This window comes from Pseudomonas brassicacearum (genome assembly GCF_003732225.1).
Classification (GTDB): Bacteria; Pseudomonadota; Gammaproteobacteria; order Pseudomonadales; family Pseudomonadaceae; genus Aquipseudomonas; species Aquipseudomonas brassicacearum_E.
In genome coordinates, this window is sequence record NZ_MOBJ01000003.1 from 423,466 (window position 1) to 445,824 (window position 22,359).

General features: G+C 58.9%; 20 protein-coding genes. 13 read left to right on the plus strand and 7 right to left on the minus strand.

Going from position 1 to position 22,359, the window contains the following annotated elements:
• Window positions 1–202: 202 nt before the first annotated feature.
• On the minus strand, window positions 203–2,653 hold the full coding sequence (locus tag BK659_RS04900; protein WP_123423992.1) for a glycogen/starch/alpha-glucan phosphorylase: 2,451 nt from the start codon (window positions 2,651–2,653) through the stop codon (window positions 203–205).
• Between the two features lie 252 nt (window positions 2,654–2,905).
• Here BK659_RS04900 and BK659_RS04905 point away from each other — a divergent pair, with 252 nt between their 5' ends.
• Window positions 2,906–3,343: a YkgJ family cysteine cluster protein gene (locus BK659_RS04905; protein ID WP_123423993.1), complete on the plus strand. Its 438-nt coding sequence runs from the start codon at window positions 2,906–2,908 to the stop codon at window positions 3,341–3,343.
• 214 nt (window positions 3,344–3,557) lie between these two features.
• On the opposite strand, the gene typA is transcribed toward BK659_RS04905, so the two are convergent.
• Both typA and thiI read right to left on the minus strand, forming a co-directional pair.
• Window positions 3,558–5,378: a translational GTPase TypA gene (gene typA / locus BK659_RS04910; RefSeq protein WP_123423994.1), complete on the minus strand. Its 1,821-nt coding sequence runs from the start codon at window positions 5,376–5,378 to the stop codon at window positions 3,558–3,560.
• Window positions 5,379–5,517: 139 nt separating this feature from the next.
• Window positions 5,518–6,972, minus strand: a complete 1,455-nt coding sequence (gene thiI / locus BK659_RS04915; RefSeq protein WP_123423995.1) for a tRNA uracil 4-sulfurtransferase ThiI — start codon at window positions 6,970–6,972, stop codon at window positions 5,518–5,520.
• A 330-nt stretch (window positions 6,973–7,302) separates the two neighbouring features.
• On the opposite strand from thiI, the gene glnA reads away from it, so the two are divergent.
• The 7 genes from glnA (at window position 7,303) to ntrC (ending at window position 14,079) form a co-directional block, all read left to right on the plus strand.
• A complete protein-coding gene (gene glnA / locus BK659_RS04925) occupies window positions 7,303–8,709 on the plus strand; it encodes a glutamate--ammonia ligase (protein ID WP_010464555.1) in 1,407 nt (468 codons plus the stop codon).
• A gap of 187 nt (window positions 8,710–8,896) precedes the next feature.
• Window positions 8,897–9,325: a cupin domain-containing protein gene (locus BK659_RS04930; RefSeq protein ID WP_123423997.1), complete on the plus strand. Its 429-nt coding sequence runs from the start codon at window positions 8,897–8,899 to the stop codon at window positions 9,323–9,325.
• Window positions 9,326–9,450: 125 nt separating this feature from the next.
• On the plus strand, window positions 9,451–10,020 hold the full coding sequence (locus tag BK659_RS04935) for a chorismate mutase (protein WP_123423998.1): 570 nt from the start codon (window positions 9,451–9,453) through the stop codon (window positions 10,018–10,020).
• A gap of 180 nt (window positions 10,021–10,200) precedes the next feature.
• Window positions 10,201–10,707: a DUF4124 domain-containing protein gene (locus tag BK659_RS04940; RefSeq protein ID WP_123424079.1), complete on the plus strand. Its 507-nt coding sequence runs from the start codon at window positions 10,201–10,203 to the stop codon at window positions 10,705–10,707.
• A gap of 8 nt (window positions 10,708–10,715) precedes the next feature.
• Complete coding sequence (locus BK659_RS04945; protein WP_123423999.1) at window positions 10,716–11,330, plus strand: DUF4124 domain-containing protein; 615 nt, start codon at window positions 10,716–10,718, stop codon at window positions 11,328–11,330.
• A gap of 230 nt (window positions 11,331–11,560) precedes the next feature.
• A complete protein-coding gene (glnL, locus tag BK659_RS04950; protein WP_123424000.1) occupies window positions 11,561–12,646 on the plus strand; it encodes a nitrogen regulation protein NR(II) in 1,086 nt (361 codons plus the stop codon).
• Window positions 12,643–14,079, plus strand: coding sequence for a nitrogen regulation protein NR(I) (ntrC, locus tag BK659_RS04955; protein WP_123424001.1), 1,437 nt, complete (start codon window positions 12,643–12,645; stop codon window positions 14,077–14,079). The genes glnL and ntrC overlap by 4 nt, the downstream gene beginning before the upstream one ends.
• Before the next feature lie 478 nt (window positions 14,080–14,557).
• Here the strand turns inward: ntrC and BK659_RS04960 are convergent, their stop codons facing one another.
• Window positions 14,558–14,998 carry a hypothetical protein gene (locus tag BK659_RS04960; protein WP_123424002.1) on the minus strand — a complete coding sequence of 147 codons (441 nt, stop codon included), beginning with the start codon at window positions 14,996–14,998 and terminating at the stop codon, window positions 14,558–14,560.
• On the opposite strand from BK659_RS04960, the gene BK659_RS04965 reads away from it, so the two are divergent.
• Window positions 14,997–15,452 carry a tRNA (cytidine(34)-2'-O)-methyltransferase gene (locus BK659_RS04965; RefSeq protein WP_019691309.1) on the plus strand — a complete coding sequence of 152 codons (456 nt, stop codon included), beginning with the start codon at window positions 14,997–14,999 and terminating at the stop codon, window positions 15,450–15,452. The genes BK659_RS04960 and BK659_RS04965 overlap by 2 nt on opposite strands.
• Before the next feature lie 224 nt (window positions 15,453–15,676).
• Here BK659_RS04965 and secB read toward each other — a convergent pair whose 3' ends face one another.
• The 3 genes from secB to BK659_RS04980 are packed head-to-tail and all read right to left on the minus strand — an operon-like array spanning window position 15,677 to window position 16,885.
• The gene (secB, locus tag BK659_RS04970; RefSeq protein ID WP_123424003.1) at window positions 15,677–16,159 is read right to left on the minus strand and encodes a protein-export chaperone SecB; all 483 of its coding nucleotides are present in this window, start codon (window positions 16,157–16,159) and stop codon (window positions 15,677–15,679) included.
• Window positions 16,160–16,215: 56 nt separating this feature from the next.
• Entirely contained in the window at window positions 16,216–16,470 is a 255-nt protein-coding gene (gene grxC, locus BK659_RS04975; protein WP_123424004.1) for a glutaredoxin 3, read from the minus strand.
• A gap of 1 nt (window position 16,471) precedes the next feature.
• Window positions 16,472–16,885: a rhodanese-like domain-containing protein gene (locus tag BK659_RS04980; protein WP_123424005.1), complete on the minus strand. Its 414-nt coding sequence runs from the start codon at window positions 16,883–16,885 to the stop codon at window positions 16,472–16,474.
• Between the two features lie 151 nt (window positions 16,886–17,036).
• On the opposite strand from BK659_RS04980, the gene gpmI reads away from it, so the two are divergent.
• The 4 genes from gpmI (at window position 17,037) to BK659_RS05005 (ending at window position 22,256) form a co-directional block, all read left to right on the plus strand.
• Window positions 17,037–18,566 carry a 2,3-bisphosphoglycerate-independent phosphoglycerate mutase gene (gene gpmI, locus BK659_RS04985; protein ID WP_123424006.1) on the plus strand — a complete coding sequence of 510 codons (1,530 nt, stop codon included), beginning with the start codon at window positions 17,037–17,039 and terminating at the stop codon, window positions 18,564–18,566.
• Between the two features lie 265 nt (window positions 18,567–18,831).
• On the plus strand, window positions 18,832–20,124 hold the full coding sequence (locus tag BK659_RS04995) for a murein hydrolase activator EnvC family protein (protein WP_123424007.1): 1,293 nt from the start codon (window positions 18,832–18,834) through the stop codon (window positions 20,122–20,124).
• Window positions 20,125–20,158: 34 nt separating this feature from the next.
• The gene (locus BK659_RS05000; protein WP_123424008.1) at window positions 20,159–21,466 is read left to right on the plus strand and encodes a S41 family peptidase; all 1,308 of its coding nucleotides are present in this window, start codon (window positions 20,159–20,161) and stop codon (window positions 21,464–21,466) included.
• Window position 21,467: 1 nt separating this feature from the next.
• On the plus strand, window positions 21,468–22,256 hold the full coding sequence (locus BK659_RS05005; protein WP_123424009.1) for a divergent polysaccharide deacetylase family protein: 789 nt from the start codon (window positions 21,468–21,470) through the stop codon (window positions 22,254–22,256).
• Window positions 22,257–22,359 lie beyond the last annotated feature (103 nt).

A 22,359-nucleotide genomic window follows, 5' to 3' on the forward strand; every position in this document is an offset into this window, starting at 1 on the left:
AGCTTGCTCGCGATAGCGGACTTACATTCAACATCAATGGTGAATGGAATGTCCCCATCGCGAGCAAGCTCGCTCCCACATTGGATTGCCGGTGCGTTCACTTTGACTGAGCCCTTTGACACTGTGGCCCGGTAAAACTGCTGCTTAGTATATCGATCCGGCCCAACAACCGTTGGGCCTTGCTCGCAATTATTGCTAAAAGTTACTCCAGCGCTTTCCAGATATCCGTGGCGTACTCGCGAATGGTCCGGTCGGACGAGAACCAGCCCATGCGCGCGCTGTTGAGCACCGCCGAGCGCCACCACGCCTTCGAGTCGTGCCAGTGCTCTTCAACCCGCACCTGGGCATTCCAGTAGGAATCGAAGTCGGCGCAGACCAGGAAGCGGTCATATTCGATCAACGAGTCGATCAACCCGGTGTAACGCGACGGCTCATCCGGCGAGAACACACCGCCGCGGATCGCTTGCAGCACGTCCCCCAGTCGACGGGAGGCGGCGATGTCCGGCGCGGCATAGAACTCGTGATTCTGCTTACGCGCCTCAACCTGCTGCGCGGTCAGACCGAAGATGAACATGTGCTCGACGCCAATGCGCTCACTCATTTCCACGTTGGCACCGTCCAGGGTGCCGATGGTCAGCGCGCCGTTGAGGCCGAACTTCATGTTGCTGGTGCCCGACGCCTCAAAGCCGGCGGTGGATATCTGCTCCGACAGGTCGGCCGCCGGAATGATGCTCTCTGCCAGGCTGACGTTGTAGTTGGGCAAGAACACCACTTTCAGCAAACCGCGCACCGTCGGGTCGTTGTTGACCACTCGGGCAATGTCGTTGGTCAGCTTGATGATCAGCTTGGCCTGGTGATAACTGGCCGCCGCCTTGCCGGCGAAGATCTTCACGCGCGGTACCCAATCGATTTCCGGCTCGGCACGGATCGCCTGATACAGCGCCACGGTGTGCATCAGGTTGAGCAACTGGCGTTTGTATTCGTGAATCCGTTTGACCTGCACGTCGAACATCGCTGCCGGGTTGACCGCGATCCCCAAGCGTTCATGAATCAGATAAGCCAGGGCCTTTTTACTGTGCAGGCGCTGCTCGGCGAACTTGTTGCGGAATGCCGCTTTCTCGGCAAACGGCTCCAGGCCGATCAGTCGTTGCTCCGGGTTATCCAACAGATCCGGGCCCAGCGCATCGACCATCATCGAAGTCAGTTCCGGGTTGGCCTGGTAGAGCCAGCGGCGGAACGTAATGCCGTTGGTCTTGTTGTTGATCCGCTCCGGATACAGTTTGTGCAGCTCGGAAAACACCGTGCTGCGCATCAGCTGAGTGTGCAGGCCGGACACGCCGTTAACACTGTGAGAACCCAGAAACGCCAGATTCCCCATGCGCACCCGACGACCGTTGTCTTCCTCGATCAGCGACACCGCGCGCAGCACATCGAAGTCGTGGATACCCTTGGCCCGCAACGAATCGATGTGCTGAGCGTTGATCAAATAAATGATCTGCATGTGCCGTGGCAACATCCGCTCCATCAGCCCCACCGGCCAGGTTTCCAGCGCTTCCGGCAACAGCGTGTGGTTGGTGTAGGAAAGCGTATCGACGGTGATCTGCCACGCAGCGTCCCACGCCACGTCGTACACATCGACCAATTGACGCATCAGCTCGGCCACGGCGATCGAGGGGTGAGTGTCGTTGAGCTGGATCGCCGCGTGATCGCCCAGGGTCAGCACCGAGGTGTGCATATTGCGGTGACGGCGCAACAAATCCTGCAAGGATGCCGCGACGAAGAAATATTCCTGGCGCAGCCGCAGTTCCTGACCGGCCTCGGTGCTGTCGGCCGGGTAGAGCACGCGGGAGATACTTTCAGCGCGGGCCACTTCGGCCACTGCGCCCAAATGGTCACCGGCGTTGAAACGCTCCAGGTGCAAATCTTCCATCGCCCGCGCACGCCACAGGCGCAAGGTGTTGACGCTAGCGCCGCGCCAGCCGACCACCGGCGTGTCATAGGCCACCCCCCGCACGGTTTCCGAAGGCGACCAGACCTGTTTGGACTTGCCGCTGGCATCGACCACGGTCTCGACGCTACCGCCGAAGCCAATCGGGTAGATCACTTCCGGCCGCTCGAACTCCCAGGGGTTGCCGAAATCCAGCCAGTTTTCGGTCTGCTCCTGCTGCCAGCCATCGACAACCGCCTGGCGAAACAAACCGTGTTCATAACGAATTCCGTAGCCATGGCCGGCGATGCCGAGCGTCGACATGCTTTCCATGAAGCACGCCGCCAGGCGACCGAGGCCACCGTTGCCAAGCGCAGCGTCTGGTTCCAGCAAGCGGATGCGTTCGAGGTCTACACCCAACTCGGTCAGCGCTTCGCGGGCCACATCGAGCAGGCCGAGGTTGCTCAGGCTGTCGTAAAGCAGGCGACCGATGAGGAATTCCAGCGAGAGGTAGTAAACGCGCTTCTGGCCTTTGCGGTAGATCTGCCGGGTGTGGTCCATCCAGTGTTCGACCATGTGATCACGTGCCGCCAGGGCAATGGCTTCAAACCAGTCATGGTCAAAGGCGTGATCCGGGTCCTTGCCCACTGCATAGGTAAGTTTGGCCAATACGGCGTCGCGAAACGCGGCCACCTCAGCTTCGCGAACAAGCGGTTCTTGAGTCATCGATAGGACCTCGGGCGAGCATGGAATTGACTGAGCCTAGTCGGTCTGACACGAGACAAATGCACTGGTTCGGCGATTTTTGCAATAGCCTGAATCAAGCCTCTGTCCTTGCCGGTACACGTTGAAAAGATGCAGATGCCATGCCGATCGTTCGGAAAATTCAGCGTAGCCATAAAAAACCGGCAAATGGTCGTTCAAAAAATCACCAGTCCCGGTATGATCGCGCGCCCTGATGCACGCTGGTAATTCCACATGATGAAGCCGAACCTGATCGCCGCCGCGGAGATCGACCGTCTCGATACCTGGGCCAAGTACTCTGCCCCGATGTGCGGCTCGTGCGTGTCCAGCTGCTGCACGCTGCCGGTCGAGGTCAAGATCAAGGATCTGATCCGCATCGGCATCGTCGACGAATTCGAACTTGGCGAACCACCAAAGAACATCGCCAAGCGCCTGCAAAAGGAAGGGATCGTCGAGCGCTACAATCAGAAGTCCGAGATTTTCACGCTCCAGCGCATGAGCAACAACGATTGCCTGTATCTGGATCGTAAGAGCCGTTTGTGCACTATTTATGAAAAGCGCCCGGATACTTGCCGCAATCACCCGAAAATTGGCCCACGGCCTGGGTATTGCGCGTACAAACCAAAAGAAGTTGTGCGCGAGAGCAATCCGCGGACCCTCGACAAGTTTTAATCAAGAATCTCGCTGCCTGACAGGGCCCTATCGCGAGCAAGCTCGCTCCCACAGGGTTTTGTACTGAATTCAAAATCTTCGGCCAATGGAGATCAACTGTGGGAGCGAGCTTGCTCGCGAAGGGGCCAGAACAAACACCGCACAAACCCCAGACAAACAAAAACGCCCCCGACCTTGCGGTCGGGGGCGTTTTTTTGTCAGCTAACTAAATGACTTAGTTACCGGACTTCTTGGCAGCGCGGGTACGCTCGCTTTCGCCCAGGATCTTCTTGCGAAGACGGATGGACTTAGGAGTGACTTCACACAGTTCGTCTTCTTGTACGAACTCCAGAGCCTGCTCCAGGGTGAAACGGATAGGCGGAACCAGTGCGATGGTTTCGTCTTTACCCGAAGCACGCATGTTGTCGAGCTTCTTGCCTTTGGTTGGGTTGACGCCCAGGTCGTTGTCGCGGCTGTTGATGCCGACGATTTGACCTTCGTACACGTCTTCACCGTGACCCAGGAACAGTTTGCCGCGAGCTTGCAGGGTTTCCAGCGAGTAAGTCAGAGCCTTACCGGTAGCAACCGAAACCAGCACGCCGTTCTGACGGCCGGACATGTCGCCGGACTTCATCACGTCGTAACGGTCGAAGATCGAGGTCAGGATGCCTGCACCGGAGGTCAGGGTCAGGAACTCGTTACGGAAGCCGATCAAGCCACGAGCCGGGATGTTGTACTCAAGGCGCACACGGCCCTTGCCATCCGGAACCATGTTGGTCAGGTCGCCTTTACGGATACCGATCTGTTCCATGATCGAACCTTGCGATTCTTCCGGCAGGTCGATGGTCACGTTTTCGTACGGTTCGTGCTTGACGCCGTCAACCATGCGGATGATCACTTCCGGACGACCAACACCCATTTCGAAGCCTTCGCGACGCATGGTTTCGATCAGTACCGAGAGGTGCAGCTCACCACGGCCGGAAACCTTGAACTTGTCAGCCGAGTCGCCTTCTTCAACGCGCAGTGCAACGTTGTACAGCAGCTCTTTGTCCAGACGTTCCTTGATGTTACGGCTGGTCACGAACTTGCCTTCTTTACCGCAGAAAGGCGAGTCGTTTACCTGGAAGGTCATGGAAACGGTTGGTTCGTCAACGGTCAGCGGCTTCATCGCTTCGACGTTCAGTGGGTCGCACAGAGTGTCGGAGATGAACAGCTGGTCGAAGCCGCTGATGCAGACGATGTCGCCGGCAGCTGCTTCTTCAACGTCGATGCGGTGCAGGCCGTGGTGACCCATCAGCTTCAGGATACGACCGTTACGCTTCTTGCCGTCGGCGTCGATAGCCACAACCGGAGTGTTCGGCTTGATGCGACCACGAGCGATACGGCCAACACCGATAACACCCAGGAAGCTGTTGTAGTCCAGAGCGGAGATTTGCATCTGGAACGGACCGTCACGGTCGACTTTCGGCGCTGGTACGTTGTCGACGATCGACTGGTACAGCGGGGTCATGTCGTCAGCCATTTCGGTGTGGTCCAGACCGGCAATACCGTTCAGGGCCGAGGCGTAGACGACTTTGAAGTCCAGCTGTTCTTCGGTAGCACCGAGGTTGTCGAACAGGTCGAAGATCTGGTCCAGAACCCAGTCCGGACGCGCGCCTGGACGGTCAACCTTGTTGATTACCACGATTGGACGCAGGCCGGCTTCGAAAGCCTTCTTGGTCACGAAACGGGTTTGCGGCATAGGGCCGTCTTGAGCGTCAACCAGCAGCAGAACGGAGTCAACCATCGACATTACGCGTTCAACTTCGCCGCCGAAGTCGGCGTGGCCCGGGGTGTCCACGATGTTGATGTGGTAGCCGTTCCAGTTGATGGCGGTGTTTTTCGCCAGAATGGTAATACCGCGCTCTTTCTCCTGGTCGTTGGAGTCCATCACGCGCTCGTCGTTGAGCTCGTTGCGCTCCAGGGTGCCGGATTGACGCAAGAGCTTGTCTACCAGGGTGGTCTTACCATGGTCAACGTGAGCAATGATGGCGATGTTGCGTAGATTTTCGATCACTTGTGTATCTCGATCAGAGGATTCGGTGTGCTGACAAGTCTTGGCAGCGATTTACAGTAGAGTCAGGCCTTGCCGTTACAGCTTGACGGCGGCGTCGGGGGGCCGGTGACGCAGGCCACAGGCAAACAGCCCCGGGCTCTTAGCTCGGTCGATAAACGCGCACATTGGCATGCCCCTCACTGAGCAAATGGTGAGCATGCAGGCGACTCATCACGCCTTTGTCGCAATACAGCAGGTACTGGCGAGTAGGGTCCAGTTCCTTGAAACGAGCGTTCAGAGCATAAAACGGCATCGCTTGTACCTCGACGCCAGCCAGTGTCAGCGGGTCGTCTTCAACGGCATCCGGGTGACGGATGTCGATGACGATCTGACCGGCCAGCGCTTCGCTGACTTCTTCAATCTGCAAGTCCTGGCCCAATTCATCGATTACGCGATCGATCGGCACCAGTTTGGCGTTCTCGAGCGCACGCTCAAGTACTGCCATATCGAATTCTTTCTCTTCATGCTCCACGCGCGGACGCTTGGCGTGGGTCTTGGGGTTCACCGAAATGACCCCGCAGTACTCTGGCATGTGCTTGGCGAAGTCGGCGGTGCCGATTTCGTTGGCCAGGTCGATGATGTCCTGCTTGTGACTGGCGATCAGCGGGCGCAATACCAGCTTGTCGGTCACGCAGTCGATCACGGACAGGTTCGGCAGCGTCTGGCTGGAAACCTGGGAAATCGCTTCGCCGGTGACCAGCGCCTCGATGTCCAGTCGATCAGCGATTCGGGACGCAGCGCGCAACATCATACGCTTCAATACTACGCCCATATGACTGTTATCGACTTTGCCGAGAATTTCTCCCAGCACTTCCTCAAACGGCACACTGACAAATAACACGCGCTGGGAGCTGCCGTACTTCTTCCAGATGAAGTGCGCGACTTCCATCACGCCCAATTCGTGGGCACGCCCGCCGAGGTTGAAGAAGCAGAAATGGCTCATCAGCCCGCGGCGCATGATCTGGTAAGCCGCGACGGTGGAATCGAAACCGCCGGACATCAGCACCAGGGTCTGTTCCAGTGCGCCCAGCGGGTAACCGCCGATGCTGTTGTGCTGGCTGTGGATTACAAACAACCGTTTGTCGCGAATTTCGATGCGAACTTCGATTTCTGGCTCTCTAAGCGAAATCCCGGCGGCGCCGCACTGACGACGCAGCTGGCTGCCGACGTATTTCTCGACGTCCATCGAGCTGAATTCGTGTTTGCCGGCACGTTTGCAGCGCACCGAAAAAATCTTCCCGGCCAGCGACTCACCGAAGTGCTGCCTGCACTTGGCGACGATGTCGTCGAAGTCGCCCAACGGGTACTCGTCGACTTGCAGGAAATGCGCGATGCCCGGCATGCAGCTCAGGCGCTCGGTCATGTCCTTCAAGGCTTTGGGGTCACTGACGTGCGTTTCCAGCTCGAGGTTGTCCCACACGCCGTTCACCACCACGGCCGGGTCCAGATCGCGGAGCACGGTACGGATGTTTTTGGCCAATTGACGGATGAAACGCATCCGTACCGGGCGGCTCTTGATGGTGATCTCGGGGAAGACTTTTACGATTAGTTTCATGAAAACAGCGCGCGAGGGGCCAGCCGAAAAAGGGGGGCGCGGATTATAGCGGAAATTGCTCAAGGTTTAACCAGTTAATGTGCAGAAGGTTTTCGGTGCACCAAAACAGGTCATTTATGAAATTGAGCGCTACATTAAAGGGCGAGATTTTCCGCTTTAAAGTACTTTGCACCTTTATAAGCGTGATATTGGGGCAGAAAACCCAAGTCGGGGCACTGGCATGCAATTTGCTCCCTTGTGAGGCAGGTTGCCATGGCAGAGTATTCGCGCCGGCATCACCCACATTCTAAGGGCACTCCACTACCCGCCCGAAGCCACCCGGAGGACACTATGTCGAAGTCGGTTCAACTCATCAAAGATCATGACGTTAAATGGATTGATCTGCGCTTCACTGATACCAAAGGCACTCAGCACCACGTGACCATGCCGGCCCGTGATGCGCTGGATGAAGCCTTCTTCGAAGAAGGCAAAATGTTCGACGGCTCCTCCATCGCTGGCTGGAAGGGCATCGAAGCCTCCGACATGATCCTGATGCCGGACGACTCCACTGCCGTCCTCGACCCGTTCACCGAAGAGCCGACCCTGATCCTGGTTTGCGACGTGATCGAGCCTTCGACCATGCAAGGCTATGACCGTGACCCACGTGCCATCGCCAAGCGCGCCGAGGAATACCTGAAGTCTACGGGTATCGGCGACACCGTTTTCGTCGGTCCAGAGCCTGAGTTCTTCATCTTCGACGAAGTGAAGTTCAAGTCCGACATCTCCGGTTCGATGTTCAAAATCTACTCCGAACAAGGTTCGTGGATGTCCGACCAGGACGTGGAAGGCGGTAACAAGGGCCACCGTCCAGGCGTCAAAGGCGGCTACTTCCCGGTACCTCCGTTCGACCACGACCACGAAATCCGTACCTCCATGTGCAACGCCATGGAAGAAATGGGCCTGGTCATCGAAGTTCACCACCACGAAGTGGCGACTGCTGGTCAGAACGAAATCGGCGTCAAGTTCAACACCCTGGTCGCCAAGGCTGACGAAGTTCAGACCCTGAAGTACTGCGTACACAACGTGGCTGACGCTTACGGCCGCACCGCGACCTTCATGCCTAAGCCACTGTACGGCGACAACGGTTCGGGTATGCACGTTCACCTGTCCATCGCCAAAGATGGCAAGAACACCTTCGCTGGCGAAGGTTATGCCGGCCTGTCCGACACCGCCCTGTACTTCATCGGCGGCATCATCAAGCACGGTAAGGCCCTGAACGGCTTCACCAACCCGTCGACCAACTCCTACAAGCGTCTGGTCCCAGGTTTCGAAGCTCCGGTAATGCTGGCCTACTCGGCTCGCAACCGTTCCGCTTCGATCCGTATTCCTTACGTGTCGAGCCCACGCGCTCGCCGTATCGAAGCACGCTTCCCGGATCCGGCAGCCAACCCGTACCTGGGCTTCGCTGCACTGTTGATGGCTGGCCTGGACGGCATCCAGAACAAGATCCACCCTGGCGATGCAGCTGACAAAAACCTGTACGACCTGCCGCCTGAAGAGGCGAAAGAGATCCCACAAGTTTGCGGCAGCCTGAAAGAAGCCCTGGAAGAGCTGGACAAAGGTCGTGCGTTCCTGACCAAAGGCGGCGTTTTCAGCGACGACTTCATCGACGCTTACATCGCTCTGAAAAGCGAAGAAGAAATCAAAGTACGTACCTTCGTACACCCACTGGAATACGAGCTGTACTACAGCTGCTGATCCAGTAGCGCTCGCGCAAGCGGCGTGACTAAAAAGGCCTCCTTCGCAAGGAGGCCTTTTTTATGGAAATGTCCTACGACACGTACGACCTGTTCTTCGGACAATCAGCGTCGCATCCGGCATCCATTACGCGCCACCGTACTTAGTCTGACGGTTCCATCACACCGTACAGTCAAAGGGCGAAACCATGCCAATACACCCACTGAAAACCTCGTTCGTTATCCTCGCCTGCCTGGTGATAGCGGGCTGTAGCACCACCAGCACGAAACCCGCGATCGAAAAGGAAATCCTGCTGCAAAGCAGCTCCTCCTGGGACGGCTCCCCTTACACCGCTTACCCCAGCGGCAGCCCGGAACTAACCCTGCTCAAGCTCAAAATTCCTGCCAATACCGAACTCGAATGGCACACCCACCCCATTCCCAACGCAGCTTACATTCTGGCGGGCGAACTGACCGTCGAAGCCAAAGCCAGCGGCCAGACTCAATTACTCAAACAAGGGCAAACACTCGCGGAGATGGTCGGCATCGTTCATCGCGGTAAAACCGGCGACAGACCGGTAGAACTGATCGTGTTCTATGCAGGCAGCCAAGGAGTTCCCCTGTCAGAGAAACCTTGAGACTTCAGTCGCGGCACCATTTTCGGTCAATCCATCAGGATTTTTATCGATGAAGACGTGTCCGACAACGTACGCTTGCCGCATCATGCGTCTCTACCCACATTGAATTGAAGTCGAGACAATCCATGTTCCTACGCTTGCACGTGTGCCTTGCACTGCTGACCGCCCTGTTTGCCAACATCGCCTGCGCCGCCACCCCGCCCCCTGCCCCGGCACCCGCGGCTCTCGCCCCGCTGCTCAGCACCATCCAGGAGCGCCTGGCGCTTGCCGACAAGGTCGCACTGAGCAAGTGGGACAGCGGCAAGCCTGTCGAGGATCGCCAGCGGGAACGCGACGTCATTGCCGGAGCCATCGCCGAGGCGCCCTACTACAAATTGAGCAATGAAACCGTCGAGCAGTTCTTCTCGGCGCAGATCGAAGCCAACAAACTGGTGCAGTACGCACACCTGTCCGACTGGCACGCACAAGGCAAAGCTCCCAACGACCCTCGCCCTGACCTCGATGGCCTGATCCGCCCGCAACTCGACCTGTTACAAAAACGCCTGCTGCAACAACTGGCCGATTTCACCCCGTATCGTAAAGACCCACACTGCCCGTTATGGCTGGCCAAGGCCAATAAAACCGCGGGCCAAGTGCCGCTGCGTGAGCTTGCGCTGATACGCGCCACCGCAGAGTTGTGCAGCGCCCATCCGTAGGAGCTGGCGAAGCCTGCGATCTTTGCGGTTTTATCGCCTCTGAAGATCAAAAGATCGCAGCCTGCGGCAGCTCCTACGCGAGATTGATCGCTCTTTCGTGTCAGGGTGTTAGTGAATTGGGCCAACACGTAACCCTGACCTATGCTGCAACCCAACGTTTTCGTTTATTGGTCGTTTTTTATGGGTCGTGGTTTTCTATTCATCTTGCTGCTGATCGCCCTGCCCGCCACCGCGCAGATCTACCGGTACACCGACGCCAGCGGCAATACCGCCTACAGCAATCAGCCGCCCGATGGCGTGAAGAGCCAGGCCGTCGAGTTGCCGCCACTCAACAGTGTCGAACGCCAACCACCGATAGCCCCCGAACAACCGTCCCAACGCGCTGACAAAAACGCTGTCTATTCAGTGCTGGAGCTGACCGGCCTGCCCAGCGATGAAGCCCTGCGCGCCAACAACGGCACCTTCACCGTTGGCGTACAGATTCAGCCACGCCTGCAAGGGCCGCATCTGTTTCGATTGCTGCTGGACGGTCAACCGTATGGCCAGCCGAGCAACGTTCCGCGCCTGCAACTGGTGAACATCGATCGCGGCGAACACAACCTCGCGGTGCAGGTGCTCGCCGGAGAAAGCCTCGTGCAACAGAGCCCGACCATCACCTTCACCGTGCAGCGGGTACACACCCCGTGAGGTGCTGGATGATCGCCACCTGCCTGTGGCTGATCGCCCCGCCGGCGCTGGCCGAGGTCTATACCTACGTCGACGCCCAAGGCAATCGGGTGTTCACCGATCAGCCACGCCCCGGCAACGCCAAGCGAGTAATACTGGCACCGGGTAATCGCATGTCCGCCAATCCCACCGGCGCCACATCGCCAGCGGCTACAAAGAAACCCGAGGAAAAACCACTGTTTCACTACGACATGCTTCGCGTACTCGTACCGGAGCCGGACGCTTCGGTGCGCAGCAGCGCGGGCGAGGTGATCGTCAGTGTCACCAACGAACCCACCCTGCAACACGGTCATCGCTATCGGCTGTTACTGGACGGCCAACCGACCGCCGATCCTGGCCCCAGCCCGGTGTTCGCACTGAGCAACATTGATCGCGGTACGCATCACCTCGCGGTGGAAATCCTCGACGAACACGGGCGGATTCTCGAACGCACGGCGAATCAGCCATTCCACATGCTGCGCATCTCTCTGGCGCAGAAGCGTCAGGTCAAACCCTGCACCCCCACCGATTACGGTCAGCGCCCGGAATGCCCACTCGCAGACAAGCCTGAAGAAGAAAAAGTCGGGATTTTTTCTTTCTTCTAAACGTCGTTCAGGTTTGCGCACTATATTGGTGCAATGAACTGCACCGTACCCATATTCCAACCCATTTTGGTTCGAAAGTACCCGCAAACGCTGGCAGAACGCCGCGCAAACGAGCGTCAAACGCCTGTTTCAGGGCCTGAACGCTTCTTTTCGGAGCCTTGGTTTGGTTTTTGCATTTTCCTTGCATCAGCGCCTTCTTCTCGCGCGCGCCTGCTCCAAAAGAGGTCCTAATGACCATCAGCGACGCACTGCACCGCTTGTTACTCGACAACCTGACCACCGCCACCATTCTGCTCGACGCCGAACTGCGCCTTGAGTACATGAATCCCGCGGCTGAAATGCTCCTGGCCATCAGCGGCCAGCGCAGCCATGGGCAATTCATCAGCGAGCTGTTCACCGAATCGACCGAAGCCCTGAACTCCTTGCGCCAGGCGGTCGAACAAGCGCACCCGTTCACCAAGCGCGAAGCGATGCTCACCGCCCTGACCGGTCAAACCCTGACCGTCGACTACGCGGTGACGCCGATCCTCAGCAATGGCGACACGCTGCTGCTGCTCGAAGTGCACCCACGCGACCGCTTGTTGCGCATCACCAAAGAAGAAGCGCAGCTCTCCAAACAGGAAACCAGCAAGATGCTGGTGCGCGGCCTCGCTCACGAGATCAAGAACCCGCTCGGCGGGATTCGCGGCGCCGCTCAGTTGCTGGCCCGCGAGCTGCCGGAAGAAAGCCTCAAGGACTACACCAACGTCATCATCGAGGAAGCCGATCGCCTGCGTAACCTGGTCGATCGCATGCTCGGCTCAAACAAACTGCCATCGCTTGCCCTGTGCAACGTCCACGAAGTGCTGGAGCGCGTCTGTCATCTGGTGGAAGCCGAAAGCCAGGGCTGCATCACTTTGGTGCGCGACTACGACCCGAGCATTCCCGATGTATTGATCGACCGCGAACAAATGATTCAGGCCGTCCTGAACATCGTGCGCAACGCGATGCAGGCCATCAGCAGCCAGAACGAGCTGCGCCTGGGCCGCATTACCTTGCGTTCGCGCGCCATGCGCCAGTTCACCATCGGCCACGTGCGTCATCGCCTGGTGACCAAGCTCGAAATCATCGACAACGGCCCGGGGATTCCTGCGGACCTGCAAGAAACCATCTTCTTTCCCATGGTCAGCGGCCGCCCGGACGGTACCGGGCTCGGCCTGGCCATTACCCAGAACATCATCAGCCAGCACCAGGGCCTGATCGAATGTGACAGCCATCCAGGCCACACCACGTTCTCGATCTTTCTGCCACTGGAACAAGGAGCCACATCGACATGAGCCGTAGTGAAACCGTGTGGATCGTCGATGACGACCGTTCTATCCGTTGGGTCCTGGAAAAAGCCTTGCAACAGGAAGGCATGACCACGCAAAGCTTCGACAGCGCCGATGGCGTGATGAGCCGCCTGGCGCGCCAGCAGCCGGACGTGATCATCTCCGACATCCGCATGCCCGGCGCCAGCGGTCTGGACCTGCTGGCACGGATTCGCGAACAACACCCTCGGCTACCCGTGATCATCATGACCGCGCACTCCGACCTGGACAGCGCTGTCGCGTCCTATCAGGGCGGCGCTTTCGAGTACCTGCCCAAGCCGTTCGACGTCGATGAAGCGGTGTCGCTGGTCAAGCGCGCCAACCAGCACGCCCAGGAACAGCAAGGTCTGGAGGTTGTACCCACCCTGACCCGCACCCCGGAAATCATCGGTGAAGCGCCGGCGATGCAGGAAGTGTTTCGCGCCATCGGGCGTTTGAGCCACTCAAACATCACCGTGCTGATCAACGGCGAATCGGGGACCGGTAAAGAGCTGGTGGCCCACGCCCTGCACCGTCACAGCCCGCGAGCGGCCTCGCCGTTCATCGCGTTGAACATGGCGGCGATCCCCAAGGACCTGATGGAGTCCGAACTGTTCGGCCACGAGAAAGGCGCGTTCACTGGCGCAGCCAACCTGCGGCGCGGGCGGTTTGAACAGGCGGATGGCGGCACGCTGTTCCTCGACGAAATCGGCGACATGCCGGCCGACACTCAGACTCGCTTGCTGCGGGTATTGGCCGATGGCGAGTTCTATCGCGTTGGCGGTCATGTGCCGGTCAAGGTTGACGTGCGCATCATCGCCGCGACTCACCAGAACCTGGAAACCCTGGTGCACGCCGGGAAATTCCGTGAAGACCTGTTCCACCGTCTGAACGTGATCCGTATCCACATTCCGCGCCTGTCGGACCGTCGCGAAGACATTCCGACCCTGGCCAAGCACTTCCTCGCCCGCGCCGCGCAAGAACTGGCAGTGGAGCCGAAGCTGCTGAAAAGCGAAACCGAGGAATACCTGAAAAACCTGCCGTGGCCAGGCAACGTGCGTCAGCTGGAAAACACCTGCCGCTGGATCACGGTGATGGCTTCGGGTCGCGAAGTGCACATCAGCGACCTGCCGCCAGAGCTGCTGAGTTTGCCGCAGGACTCCGCACCGGTGACCAACTGGGAGCAAGCGCTGCGTCAGTGGGCCGATCAGGCGCTCGCACGCGGTCAGTCGAGCCTGCTCGACAGCGCAGTGCCGAGCTTCGAGCGGATCATGATCGAAACCGCCCTCAAACACACCGCCGGCCGCCGCCGCGACGCTGCCGTGCTGCTGGGCTGGGGTCGCAACACCTTGACCCGCAAGATCAAGGAATTGGGGATGAAGGTCGATGGCGGGGATGATGATGAAGGGGATGAGGGTTAATCAGCCTTTAGATCTTCACTGATCTCCAGATCCAATCGCGAGCAAGCTCGCTCCCACAGGATTCAATGGTGTTCACACAATAATGGAACACTGAAAATCCACTGTGGGAGCGAGCTTGCTCGCGATGCTTTTAGGGGCTGCATGCACCGCCTCAATGCACCGTGAACCGCAATCGCGCATCCCACGGGAAACAAAACCCGGCCTCCAGCAACACAAAAACCCATAGCACAAAAAAGCCAAAGCCCCGAATCACGGGGCTTTCAGCGCTGTACGCGGGCTATTTTTTGCAATTCTTCAAAACCTGGCACGCGCCCTGCAATAGTCCAATCAGTGATTCGATTCACTACCCGGTTTCGGGGACCTTGGTACAGGCAGGCCGGGGATTCCCCTCTTTACATCCGGGGTTCATCACGCAGACCGCGACGAACCCCTTCCCGTTTTGGGGACCCTGGTACAGGCAGGCCGGGGATTCCCTCTTTTATTGCTCCTGGAGATGGATCTCCAACCGCCAGCGGTCATTGACCTCGCTACCGGCCCATTCACCCTTCAGGGGACGGGCCGCCACCAGCGTCAGCAACAAGCCTTTATCACTCACACGCACCCGCCAGTTCACGTCCTTGTCGTTGAGCTTCAACTGGCCGTTCTGCGCCTTGCCTTCAGCCTCGAACAGCAACGCGACACTGCCGTCGATGAATTCGCCGTGGGTCTTCGGTTCGTTGTTGAACCACACCACCAAACCATCCGGTTCGACCTCGACCTGTTGCAACTCGGTGGGGTCGGGCGCGGTCAGACGACCGATCATCATCCCGACCATGACACCGACGATCGCCAATGAGGCCATCACCCGAGGGAATAGCTTCGGTCGCGGGTCCACTTCAGGCGTAGAATGCCGCCCATCTTTACCTTCGGAGCCGTGCATGTTTCACGTCATCCTTTTTCAACCAGAAATTCCGCCGAATACCGGCAACGTTATCAGGCTGTGCGCCAACAGTGGCTGCCACCTGCATTTGATCGAGCCGCTGGGTTTCGAGATGGACGACAAGCGCCTGCGCCGGGCGGGCCTCGACTATCATGAGTATGCCACCCTGCAGCGCCATGCAGACCTTGCCAGCTGTCTGGAAAGCCTTGGCCATCCACGCTTGTTCGCCTTCACCACCAAGGGCTCGCGGCCGTTCCACGACGCCAGCTTCGCTGAGGGTGATGCCTTCCTGTTCGGCCCGGAAAGCCGTGGCCTGCCCGCCGAGGTGCTGGACGCACTGCCTGCCGAACAACGACTGCGCCTGCCGATGCGCGAAGGCTGCCGCAGCCTGAACCTGTCCAACACCGTGGCGGTGGCCGTGTACGAAGGCTGGCGCCAGCTCGGCTTTAAATAACACCCTCGATCTGTAGCAGCTGCCGAGCCCGCGAGGCTGCGTTCGAGGACGCAGTCCTCGCAATTCCTGAGTGCGGGGCACACCTGAAAGATCGCGCACGCTGGCCTCTACGACGGCTACGCCGCCGAACGCAGCCTCGCGAGCTCGGCAGCTGCTACGGAACGACTCGACAACCATAAAAAAAGCGCCTGTTACGGCGCTTTTTTCGTTGCTGCATCGAACGCTTACTGAACGGTCTGTACGCCGTCTTGCTGCATGCGTTGCAGTTCTTGCGCGTACAGGGCGTCGAAGTTCACCGGTGCCAGCATCAGCGCCGGGAACGAACCACGGGTCACCAGGCTGTCCAGGGCTTCGCGAGCGTACGGGAACAGGATGTTCGGGCAGAAAGCACCGAGGGTGTGGCTCATCGAGGCTTCGTCGAGGTTCTTGATCAGGAAGATACCGGCCTGCTGAACTTCAGCGATGAACGCCACTTCGTCGCCGTTCTTCACGGTAACCGACAGGGTCAGTACGACTTCGTGGAAGTCAGCTTCCAGCGCTTTCTGACGGGTGTTCAGATCCAGACCAACGCTCGGCTCCCACTGCTGGCGGAAGATCGCCGGGCTTTTCGGGGCTTCGAAGGACAGGTCACGCACGTAAATGCGCTGCAAGGAGAATTGCGGTGCAGTTTCTTCTTCGTTCGCAGCAGTGTTCTGTTCGTCAGTCATCTCAGATCCTTTCTGATCTTGGGGTCTTGTAGGGTTTGCTGATCTTAAGGGTTTAGTCAGGCCGTGAGCAGCGCGTCGAGCTTGCCGGCGCGGTCCAGGGCAAACAAATCATCACAACCACCGACGTAGGTGCTGCCGATCCAGATCTGCGGCACGGACGTACGCCCGGCCTTCTGGGCCATTTCGGCACGCACCTGCGGTTTGCCATCGACCTTGATCTCTTCGAAGGCTACGCCCTTGTTCTCGAGCAGGTACTTGGCTCGCGAGCAGTAGGGGCAGTAATCGCTGGAGTAGACGACGACGTTTTTCATATCACTTCACCAGCGGCAAATTGTCGGCTTTCCAGCTGGAGATCCCGCCGGACAGCTTGGCTGCAGTAAAGCCGGACTTCAACAGCTCGCGAGCGTGGGTGCCGGAGTGCTGGCCCAGGGCGTCGACCAGAATGATGGTCTTGGCCTTGTGCTTTTCCAGTTCGCCAACGCGAGCGGTCAGTTTGTCCTGTGGAATGTTCAGCGCGCCAACGATGTGACCGGCGGCGAAATCCTTGGTGGTACGGATATCGACCACAACGCCCTCGTCCTTGTTGACCAGCGCGGTCAGCTCGGCAGTGCTGAGGCTGCGGCCGCCGCGGCTCATCTCGCGGGCGATCAACAACGCCAGCAGTACGACGAAGATACCGACGAGCAGATAGTGGTTAGTGGCAAATTCAATCAGGTGAGCAACCATCAAGGAGGTTCCAGGGCGTTAAAATGTCGGCCAGTATACACAGCCACTATGGTGGGCCAAACCCCGTCCGGCGGTGACGCGGTCGGAACTTCGCTTTAAACTGCCACTCCCTTTTCCATCGCCTCTTTTAACTTAAGCCAGAGTGGAATCCATGACTACCACGCCTAAACCTTTGGTCCTGATTATTCTCGACGGCTTCGGTCACAGTGAAAGCCAGGAATCCAACGCCGTGTTCGCGGCCAAAAAGCCGGTCCTCGACCGTTTGTACGCCACCGTACCGAACGGCCTGATCTCGGGCTCGGGCATGGACGTCGGCCTGCCGGACGGGCAAATGGGCAACTCGGAAGTCGGCCACATGAACCTCGGCGCAGGCCGCGTGGTGTATCAAGACTTCACCCGCGTGACCAAAGCGATCCGCGATGGCGAGTTCTTCGAGAACCCGACCATCTGCGCCGCGGTGGATAAAGCCGTTGCTGCCGGTAAAGCCGTGCACTTCATGGGCCTGCTGTCCGAAGGCGGCGTGCACAGCCACCAGGATCACCTGATCGCCATGGCCGAACTGGCCTTCAAGCGCGGCGCCGAGAAGATCTACCTGCACGCCTTCCTCGACGGCCGCGACACGCCGCCAAAAAGCGCACAGTCGTCGATCGAGCTGTTGGATGAAGCGTTCAAGACGCTGGGCAAAGGCCGGATTGCCAGCATCATTGGCCGCTACTTCGCCATGGACCGCGACAACCGCTGGGATCGCGTGTCCCAGGCCTACAACCTGATCGTCGACGGTAACGGCGAATTCAACGCCGCCACCGCCCAGCAAGGCCTGCAAGCGGCTTACGAGCGTGGCGAGAGCGACGAATTCGTCAAAGCCACCACCATTGGCGAGCCAGTCAAGGTCGAAGACGGCGACGCCGTGGTGTTCATGAACTTCCGCGCCGACCGCGCCCGCGAGCTGACCCGGGTATTCGTCGAAGACGATTTCAAGGACTTCGAGCGCGCTCGCCAGCCGAAACTGGCCGGTTTTGTCATGCTGACCCAATACGCGGGCAGCATTCCTGCACCGTCGGCCTTTGCGCCGGGCAGCCTGGAAAACGTGCTGGGCGACTATTTGGCGAAAAACGGCAAAACCCAGCTGCGCATCGCCGAAACCGAAAAATACGCCCACGTGACCTTCTTCTTCTCGGGTGGTCGCGAAGAACCGTTCCCGGGCGAAGAGCGCATCCTGATCCCGTCGCCGAAAGTCGCGACCTATGACTTGCAGCCAGAAATGAGCGCACCGGAAGTCACCGACAAGATCGTCGACGCTATCGAAAACCAGCGCTACGACGTGATCGTGGTCAACTACGCCAACGGCGACATGGTCGGCCACAGCGGCATATTCGAGGCAGCGGTGAAGGCCGTTGAGTGTCTGGACCTGTGTGTCGGCCGCATTGTCGACGCCCTGGAAAAAGTCGGTGGCGAAGCACTGATCACCGCCGACCACGGCAACGTCGAGCAAATGTCCGACGAATCCACCGGCCAGGCGCACACCGCCCACACCACTGAGCCGGTACCGTTCATCTACTTCGGCAAACGCGACCTCAAGGTCCGCGAAGGCGGCGTACTGGCAGACGTCGCACCGACCATGCTCAAGTTGCTGGGGCTGGAAAAACCGGCGGAGATGACTGGCACGTCGATCCTGGTCTGATTACATCCCTCAAACACCACTAAACCCTGTGGGAGCGAGCTTGCTCGCGATAGCAATCTGACACCCAACATCAATGTTGAATGTTTAGACGCCATCGCGAGCAAGCTCGCTCCCACAGTGGTTTGTGGTGTTTTCAAGAAACAAAACCTGCCTTCAAATCCTCGCCCTCTACTCCAGTTATCAAGCAGCCAGAAATGGACGTTTTTTTTGCAACGCTTGGCGGGCATACTAGGCTGTCTTTTTTCCCCTGGTGTCGCCCGCCTCTATGCTCCGCGCCCTGATTGCCCTTGCCCTGACCTGCCTGCTCCACCCGGCGTTTGCCGACGAGCGCGCGCAAACCCAACAACAGTTGGACGCCACACGTCAGGATATTGCCGAGCTGAAAAAGCTGCTGGGCAAGTTGCAGGAAGAAAAGTCCGGCGTGCAAAAGGAGCTCAAAGGCACCGAGACCGAGATGGGCAAGCTCGAGAAGCAGGTCGAGGCCCTGCAAAAAGAGCTGAAGAAAAGCGAATCCGAGATACAGCGACTCGATGGTGAGAAAAAAAAACTCCAGAGCGCGCGCATTGAACAGCAACGACTGATCGCCATTCAGGCCCGCGCGGCCTATCAGAACGGCCGTCAGGAGTACCTGAAGCTACTGCTCAACCAGCAGAACCCGGAAAAATTCGCCCGCACCCTCACCTATTACGACTACCTGAGCCAGGCACGCCTGGAGCAGCTGAAGAATTTCAACGAGACCCTGCGCCAACTGGCCAACGTCGAGCAGGACATTGCCCTGCAACAAGCCCAATTGCTGGTACAGAAAAGCAGCCTCGACAGTCAGCGCGACGAACTCGACAAAGTCCGCAAGGAGCGTCAGCAGGTCCTGGCCAAGCTCAACGACGACGTGAAAGTCCGCGACCAGAAGCTGCAAGCCCGCGAGCAGGATCAGGCCGACCTGTCTAAAGTACTCAAAACCATCGAAGAAACCCTGGCCCGCCAGGCCCGTGAGGCGGAAGAAGCGCGACAAAAAGCGCTGATCGCCCAGCAGGAAGCCGAAAAAAAGCGTTTACGTGAGGCTCAGGCCCAGGCTGAAGCCACTGATGCCCCACGCAAACCCGCCAAGTCGACACCCGGCGCACTGGTTTCAAGCGCAGGCGAGTCCTTCGGCGGACCTTTTGCTTCAGCCCGCGGAAAACTTCCCTGGCCGGTTGATGGTCGATTGCTTGCGCGCTTTGGTGAAACCCGTGGTGACGATGCCCGAACCAAGTGGGACGGCGTGATGATCAGTGCCTCCGCTGGCAGCCAGGTGCATGCTGTACACGGCGGTCGCGTGGTGTTCGCCGACTGGTTGCGCGGCGCCGGTTTGCTGGTGATTCTCGACCACGGCAATGGTTTTTTGAGTTTGTACGGCCACAACCAGACACTGCTTAAAGCAGCCGGTGACGTGGTCAAGGCCGGTGAGTCCATCTCCACTGTCGGTAACAGTGGTGGTCAGGACACACCTGCGCTGTATTTCGCTATTCGTCAGCAGGGTCACCCAAGTGACCCCGCACAATGGTGCCGCGCGCAAGGATAGGCGCTGAGTCACCTACATTAGGAGTTCGTTCGACATGCTGCATTTGTCCCGCCTCAATTCGCTGGCCCTGACGATCGCCCTGGTGATCGGCGCGCCGCTGGCGTTTGCCGCTGAAACGGCCCCGTTGGCCCCGGCCGCGACCACCAAGGCGCCATTGCCGCTGGAAGAGCTGCGCACCTTTGCCGAGGTCATGGACCGGATCAAGGCTGCCTATGTCGAACCGGTAGACGACAAGACCCTGCTGGAAAATGCCATCAAGGGCATGCTCAGCAACCTCGACCCGCACTCCGCCTACCTGGGCCCGGAAGACTTTGCCGAGTTGCAGGAAAGCACCAGCGGCGAATTCGGCGGTCTGGGCATCGAAGTCGGCGCCGAAGACGGCTTCATCAAAGTCGTTTCGCCGATCGATGACACGCCTGCCTCCAAGGCCGGCATCCAGGCTGGCGATTTCATCGTCAAGATCAACGGCCAGCCAACCCGCGGTCAGAGCATGACCGAAGCCGTGGACAAGATGCGCGGCAAGATCGGCGAGAAGATCACCCTGACCCTGGTGCGCGACGGCGGTGCACCGTTCGACGTGACGCTGGCCCGCGCGACCATCCAGGTCAAGAGCGTGAAGAGCCAGCTGCTGGATTCGGGCTACGCTTACATCCGCATCACCCAGTTCCAGGTCAAGACCGGCGAAGAGGTCTCCAAGGCCCTGGCCAAGTTGCGCAAGGACAACGGCAAGAAGCTCAGCGGCATCGTGCTCGATCTGCGTAACAACCCTGGCGGCGTGCTGCAAGCAGCAGTGGAAGTGGTCGACCACTTCATCACCAAAGGCCTGATCGTGTACACCAAGGGCCGCATCGCCAACTCCGAACTGCGCTTCTCCGCCACCGGCAAGGACCAAAGCGAAGCAGTGCCGATGGTCGTGCTGATCAACGGCGGTAGCGCCTCGGCTTCGGAAATTGTCGCCGGCGCCCTGCAGGATCAAAAACGTGCAGTCGTCATGGGCACCACCAGTTTCGGTAAAGGCTCGGTGCAAACCGTGCTGCCACTGAACAACGACCGTGCGCTGAAGATCACCACCGCGCTGTACTTCACGCCGAACGGGCGCTCGATCCAGGCCCAGGGCATCGTTCCGGACATTGAAGTGCGCAAGGCCAAGATCACCAACGAGCAGGACGGCGAATACTTCAAGGAAGCCGACCTGCAAGGTCACCTGGGCAATGGCAACGGCGGCGCCGACAAGCCAACCAAGTCCGGCAGCAAAGCCAAACCGATGCCACAGGACGACGATTACCAGCTGGCCCAGGCCCTGAGCCTGCTCAAAGGCCTGAGCATCACCCGCGGCCACTGAGATGCGTTTGCGGGTCATCCTCAGTCTGCTGTGCTGTCTGGCGGGCGCTGCCCACGCGGCGCCTGCCGAGACGGCGGCGCCACACAAGGCTTACCTGAGCCTGATCATCGATGACCTCGGGCAAAACCTGCCACGCGACCGCCGCGTGCTGGCGCTGCCCGGGCCGGTGACCACGGCGATCATGCCCGACACTCCCCACGCTGCCGAATTTGCCCGCGAAGCTCACCGCGCCGGCAAGATTGTCATGCTGCACATGCCCATGGACCCGGCCACCGGCCCGTTCGCCTGGCACCCCGAGCTTCCCATTGAAGAGCTGGAAAAACGCCTGAATGCGGCGTTCAACGCCGTGCCCTATACCAGTGGCATCAACAACCACATGGGCAGCCGCATGACCGCCCAGCAACCGGCAATGGCCTGGCTGATGGCCGAGCTGCAGCGCCGGCACAAGTTCTTTGTCGACAGCCGTACCAGCGCTCAGACAGTCGCCGCCGCCGAGGCGCAGAAGATTGGTCTGGCGAGCGTCTCGCGGGATGTGTTTCTCGATGATGAGCGCACCGAAGCCGCGATCTTCACTCAGCTACAGACCGCCCTCAGCCTGGCCCGCAAACAAGGCTCGGCGGTAATGATCGGCCACCCTTACCCGCAAACCCTGGCGGTGCTGGAGCGCGAGCTGCCCAAGCTCAAGGCTCAGGGCATTGAGTGGATCGACATCAAGTCGATGATCGGCCTGCGTGGCAATCGGGCCACTGCTGACCATGGAAAAGATGGCATTTATCGAAACTCACATTAACTGTTTACGCCCACTAACAATCCAAACAATTTAATAATCCATAACAAGGCACCTCAACACTCAACTATCCACCGAAAACAAACCATTCACAATCAGACACACA

Excerpts from the sequence above, each read along its gene's own strand:
- BK659_RS04900 (WP_123423992.1), bottom strand. The coding sequence starts at position 2,653 with ATGACTCAAGAACCGCTTGTTCGCGAAGCTGAGGTGGCCGCGTTTCGC.
- BK659_RS04905 (WP_123423993.1), top strand. The coding sequence starts at position 2,906 with ATGATGAAGCCGAACCTGATCGCCGCCGCGGAGATCGACCGTCTCGAT.
- thiI (WP_123423995.1), bottom strand. The coding sequence starts at position 6,972 with ATGAAACTAATCGTAAAAGTCTTCCCCGAGATCACCATCAAGAGCCGC.
- glnA (WP_010464555.1), top strand. The coding sequence starts at position 7,303 with ATGTCGAAGTCGGTTCAACTCATCAAAGATCATGACGTTAAATGGATT.
- BK659_RS04930 (WP_123423997.1), top strand. The coding sequence starts at position 8,897 with ATGCCAATACACCCACTGAAAACCTCGTTCGTTATCCTCGCCTGCCTG.
- BK659_RS04935 (WP_123423998.1), top strand. The coding sequence starts at position 9,451 with ATGTTCCTACGCTTGCACGTGTGCCTTGCACTGCTGACCGCCCTGTTT.
- BK659_RS04940 (WP_123424079.1), top strand. The coding sequence starts at position 10,201 with ATGGGTCGTGGTTTTCTATTCATCTTGCTGCTGATCGCCCTGCCCGCC.
- BK659_RS04945 (WP_123423999.1), top strand. The coding sequence starts at position 10,716 with ATGATCGCCACCTGCCTGTGGCTGATCGCCCCGCCGGCGCTGGCCGAG.
- glnL (WP_123424000.1), top strand. The coding sequence starts at position 11,561 with ATGACCATCAGCGACGCACTGCACCGCTTGTTACTCGACAACCTGACC.
- ntrC (WP_123424001.1), top strand. The coding sequence starts at position 12,643 with ATGAGCCGTAGTGAAACCGTGTGGATCGTCGATGACGACCGTTCTATC.
- BK659_RS04965 (WP_019691309.1), top strand. The coding sequence starts at position 14,997 with ATGTTTCACGTCATCCTTTTTCAACCAGAAATTCCGCCGAATACCGGC.
- BK659_RS04960 (WP_123424002.1), bottom strand. The coding sequence starts at position 14,998 with ATGCACGGCTCCGAAGGTAAAGATGGGCGGCATTCTACGCCTGAAGTG.
- secB (WP_123424003.1), bottom strand. The coding sequence starts at position 16,159 with ATGACTGACGAACAGAACACTGCTGCGAACGAAGAAGAAACTGCACCG.
- grxC (WP_123424004.1), bottom strand. The coding sequence starts at position 16,470 with ATGAAAAACGTCGTCGTCTACTCCAGCGATTACTGCCCCTACTGCTCG.
- BK659_RS04980 (WP_123424005.1), bottom strand. The coding sequence starts at position 16,885 with ATGGTTGCTCACCTGATTGAATTTGCCACTAACCACTATCTGCTCGTC.
- gpmI (WP_123424006.1), top strand. The coding sequence starts at position 17,037 with ATGACTACCACGCCTAAACCTTTGGTCCTGATTATTCTCGACGGCTTC.
- BK659_RS04995 (WP_123424007.1), top strand. The coding sequence starts at position 18,832 with ATGCTCCGCGCCCTGATTGCCCTTGCCCTGACCTGCCTGCTCCACCCG.
- BK659_RS05000 (WP_123424008.1), top strand. The coding sequence starts at position 20,159 with ATGCTGCATTTGTCCCGCCTCAATTCGCTGGCCCTGACGATCGCCCTG.
- BK659_RS05005 (WP_123424009.1), top strand. The coding sequence starts at position 21,468 with ATGCGTTTGCGGGTCATCCTCAGTCTGCTGTGCTGTCTGGCGGGCGCT.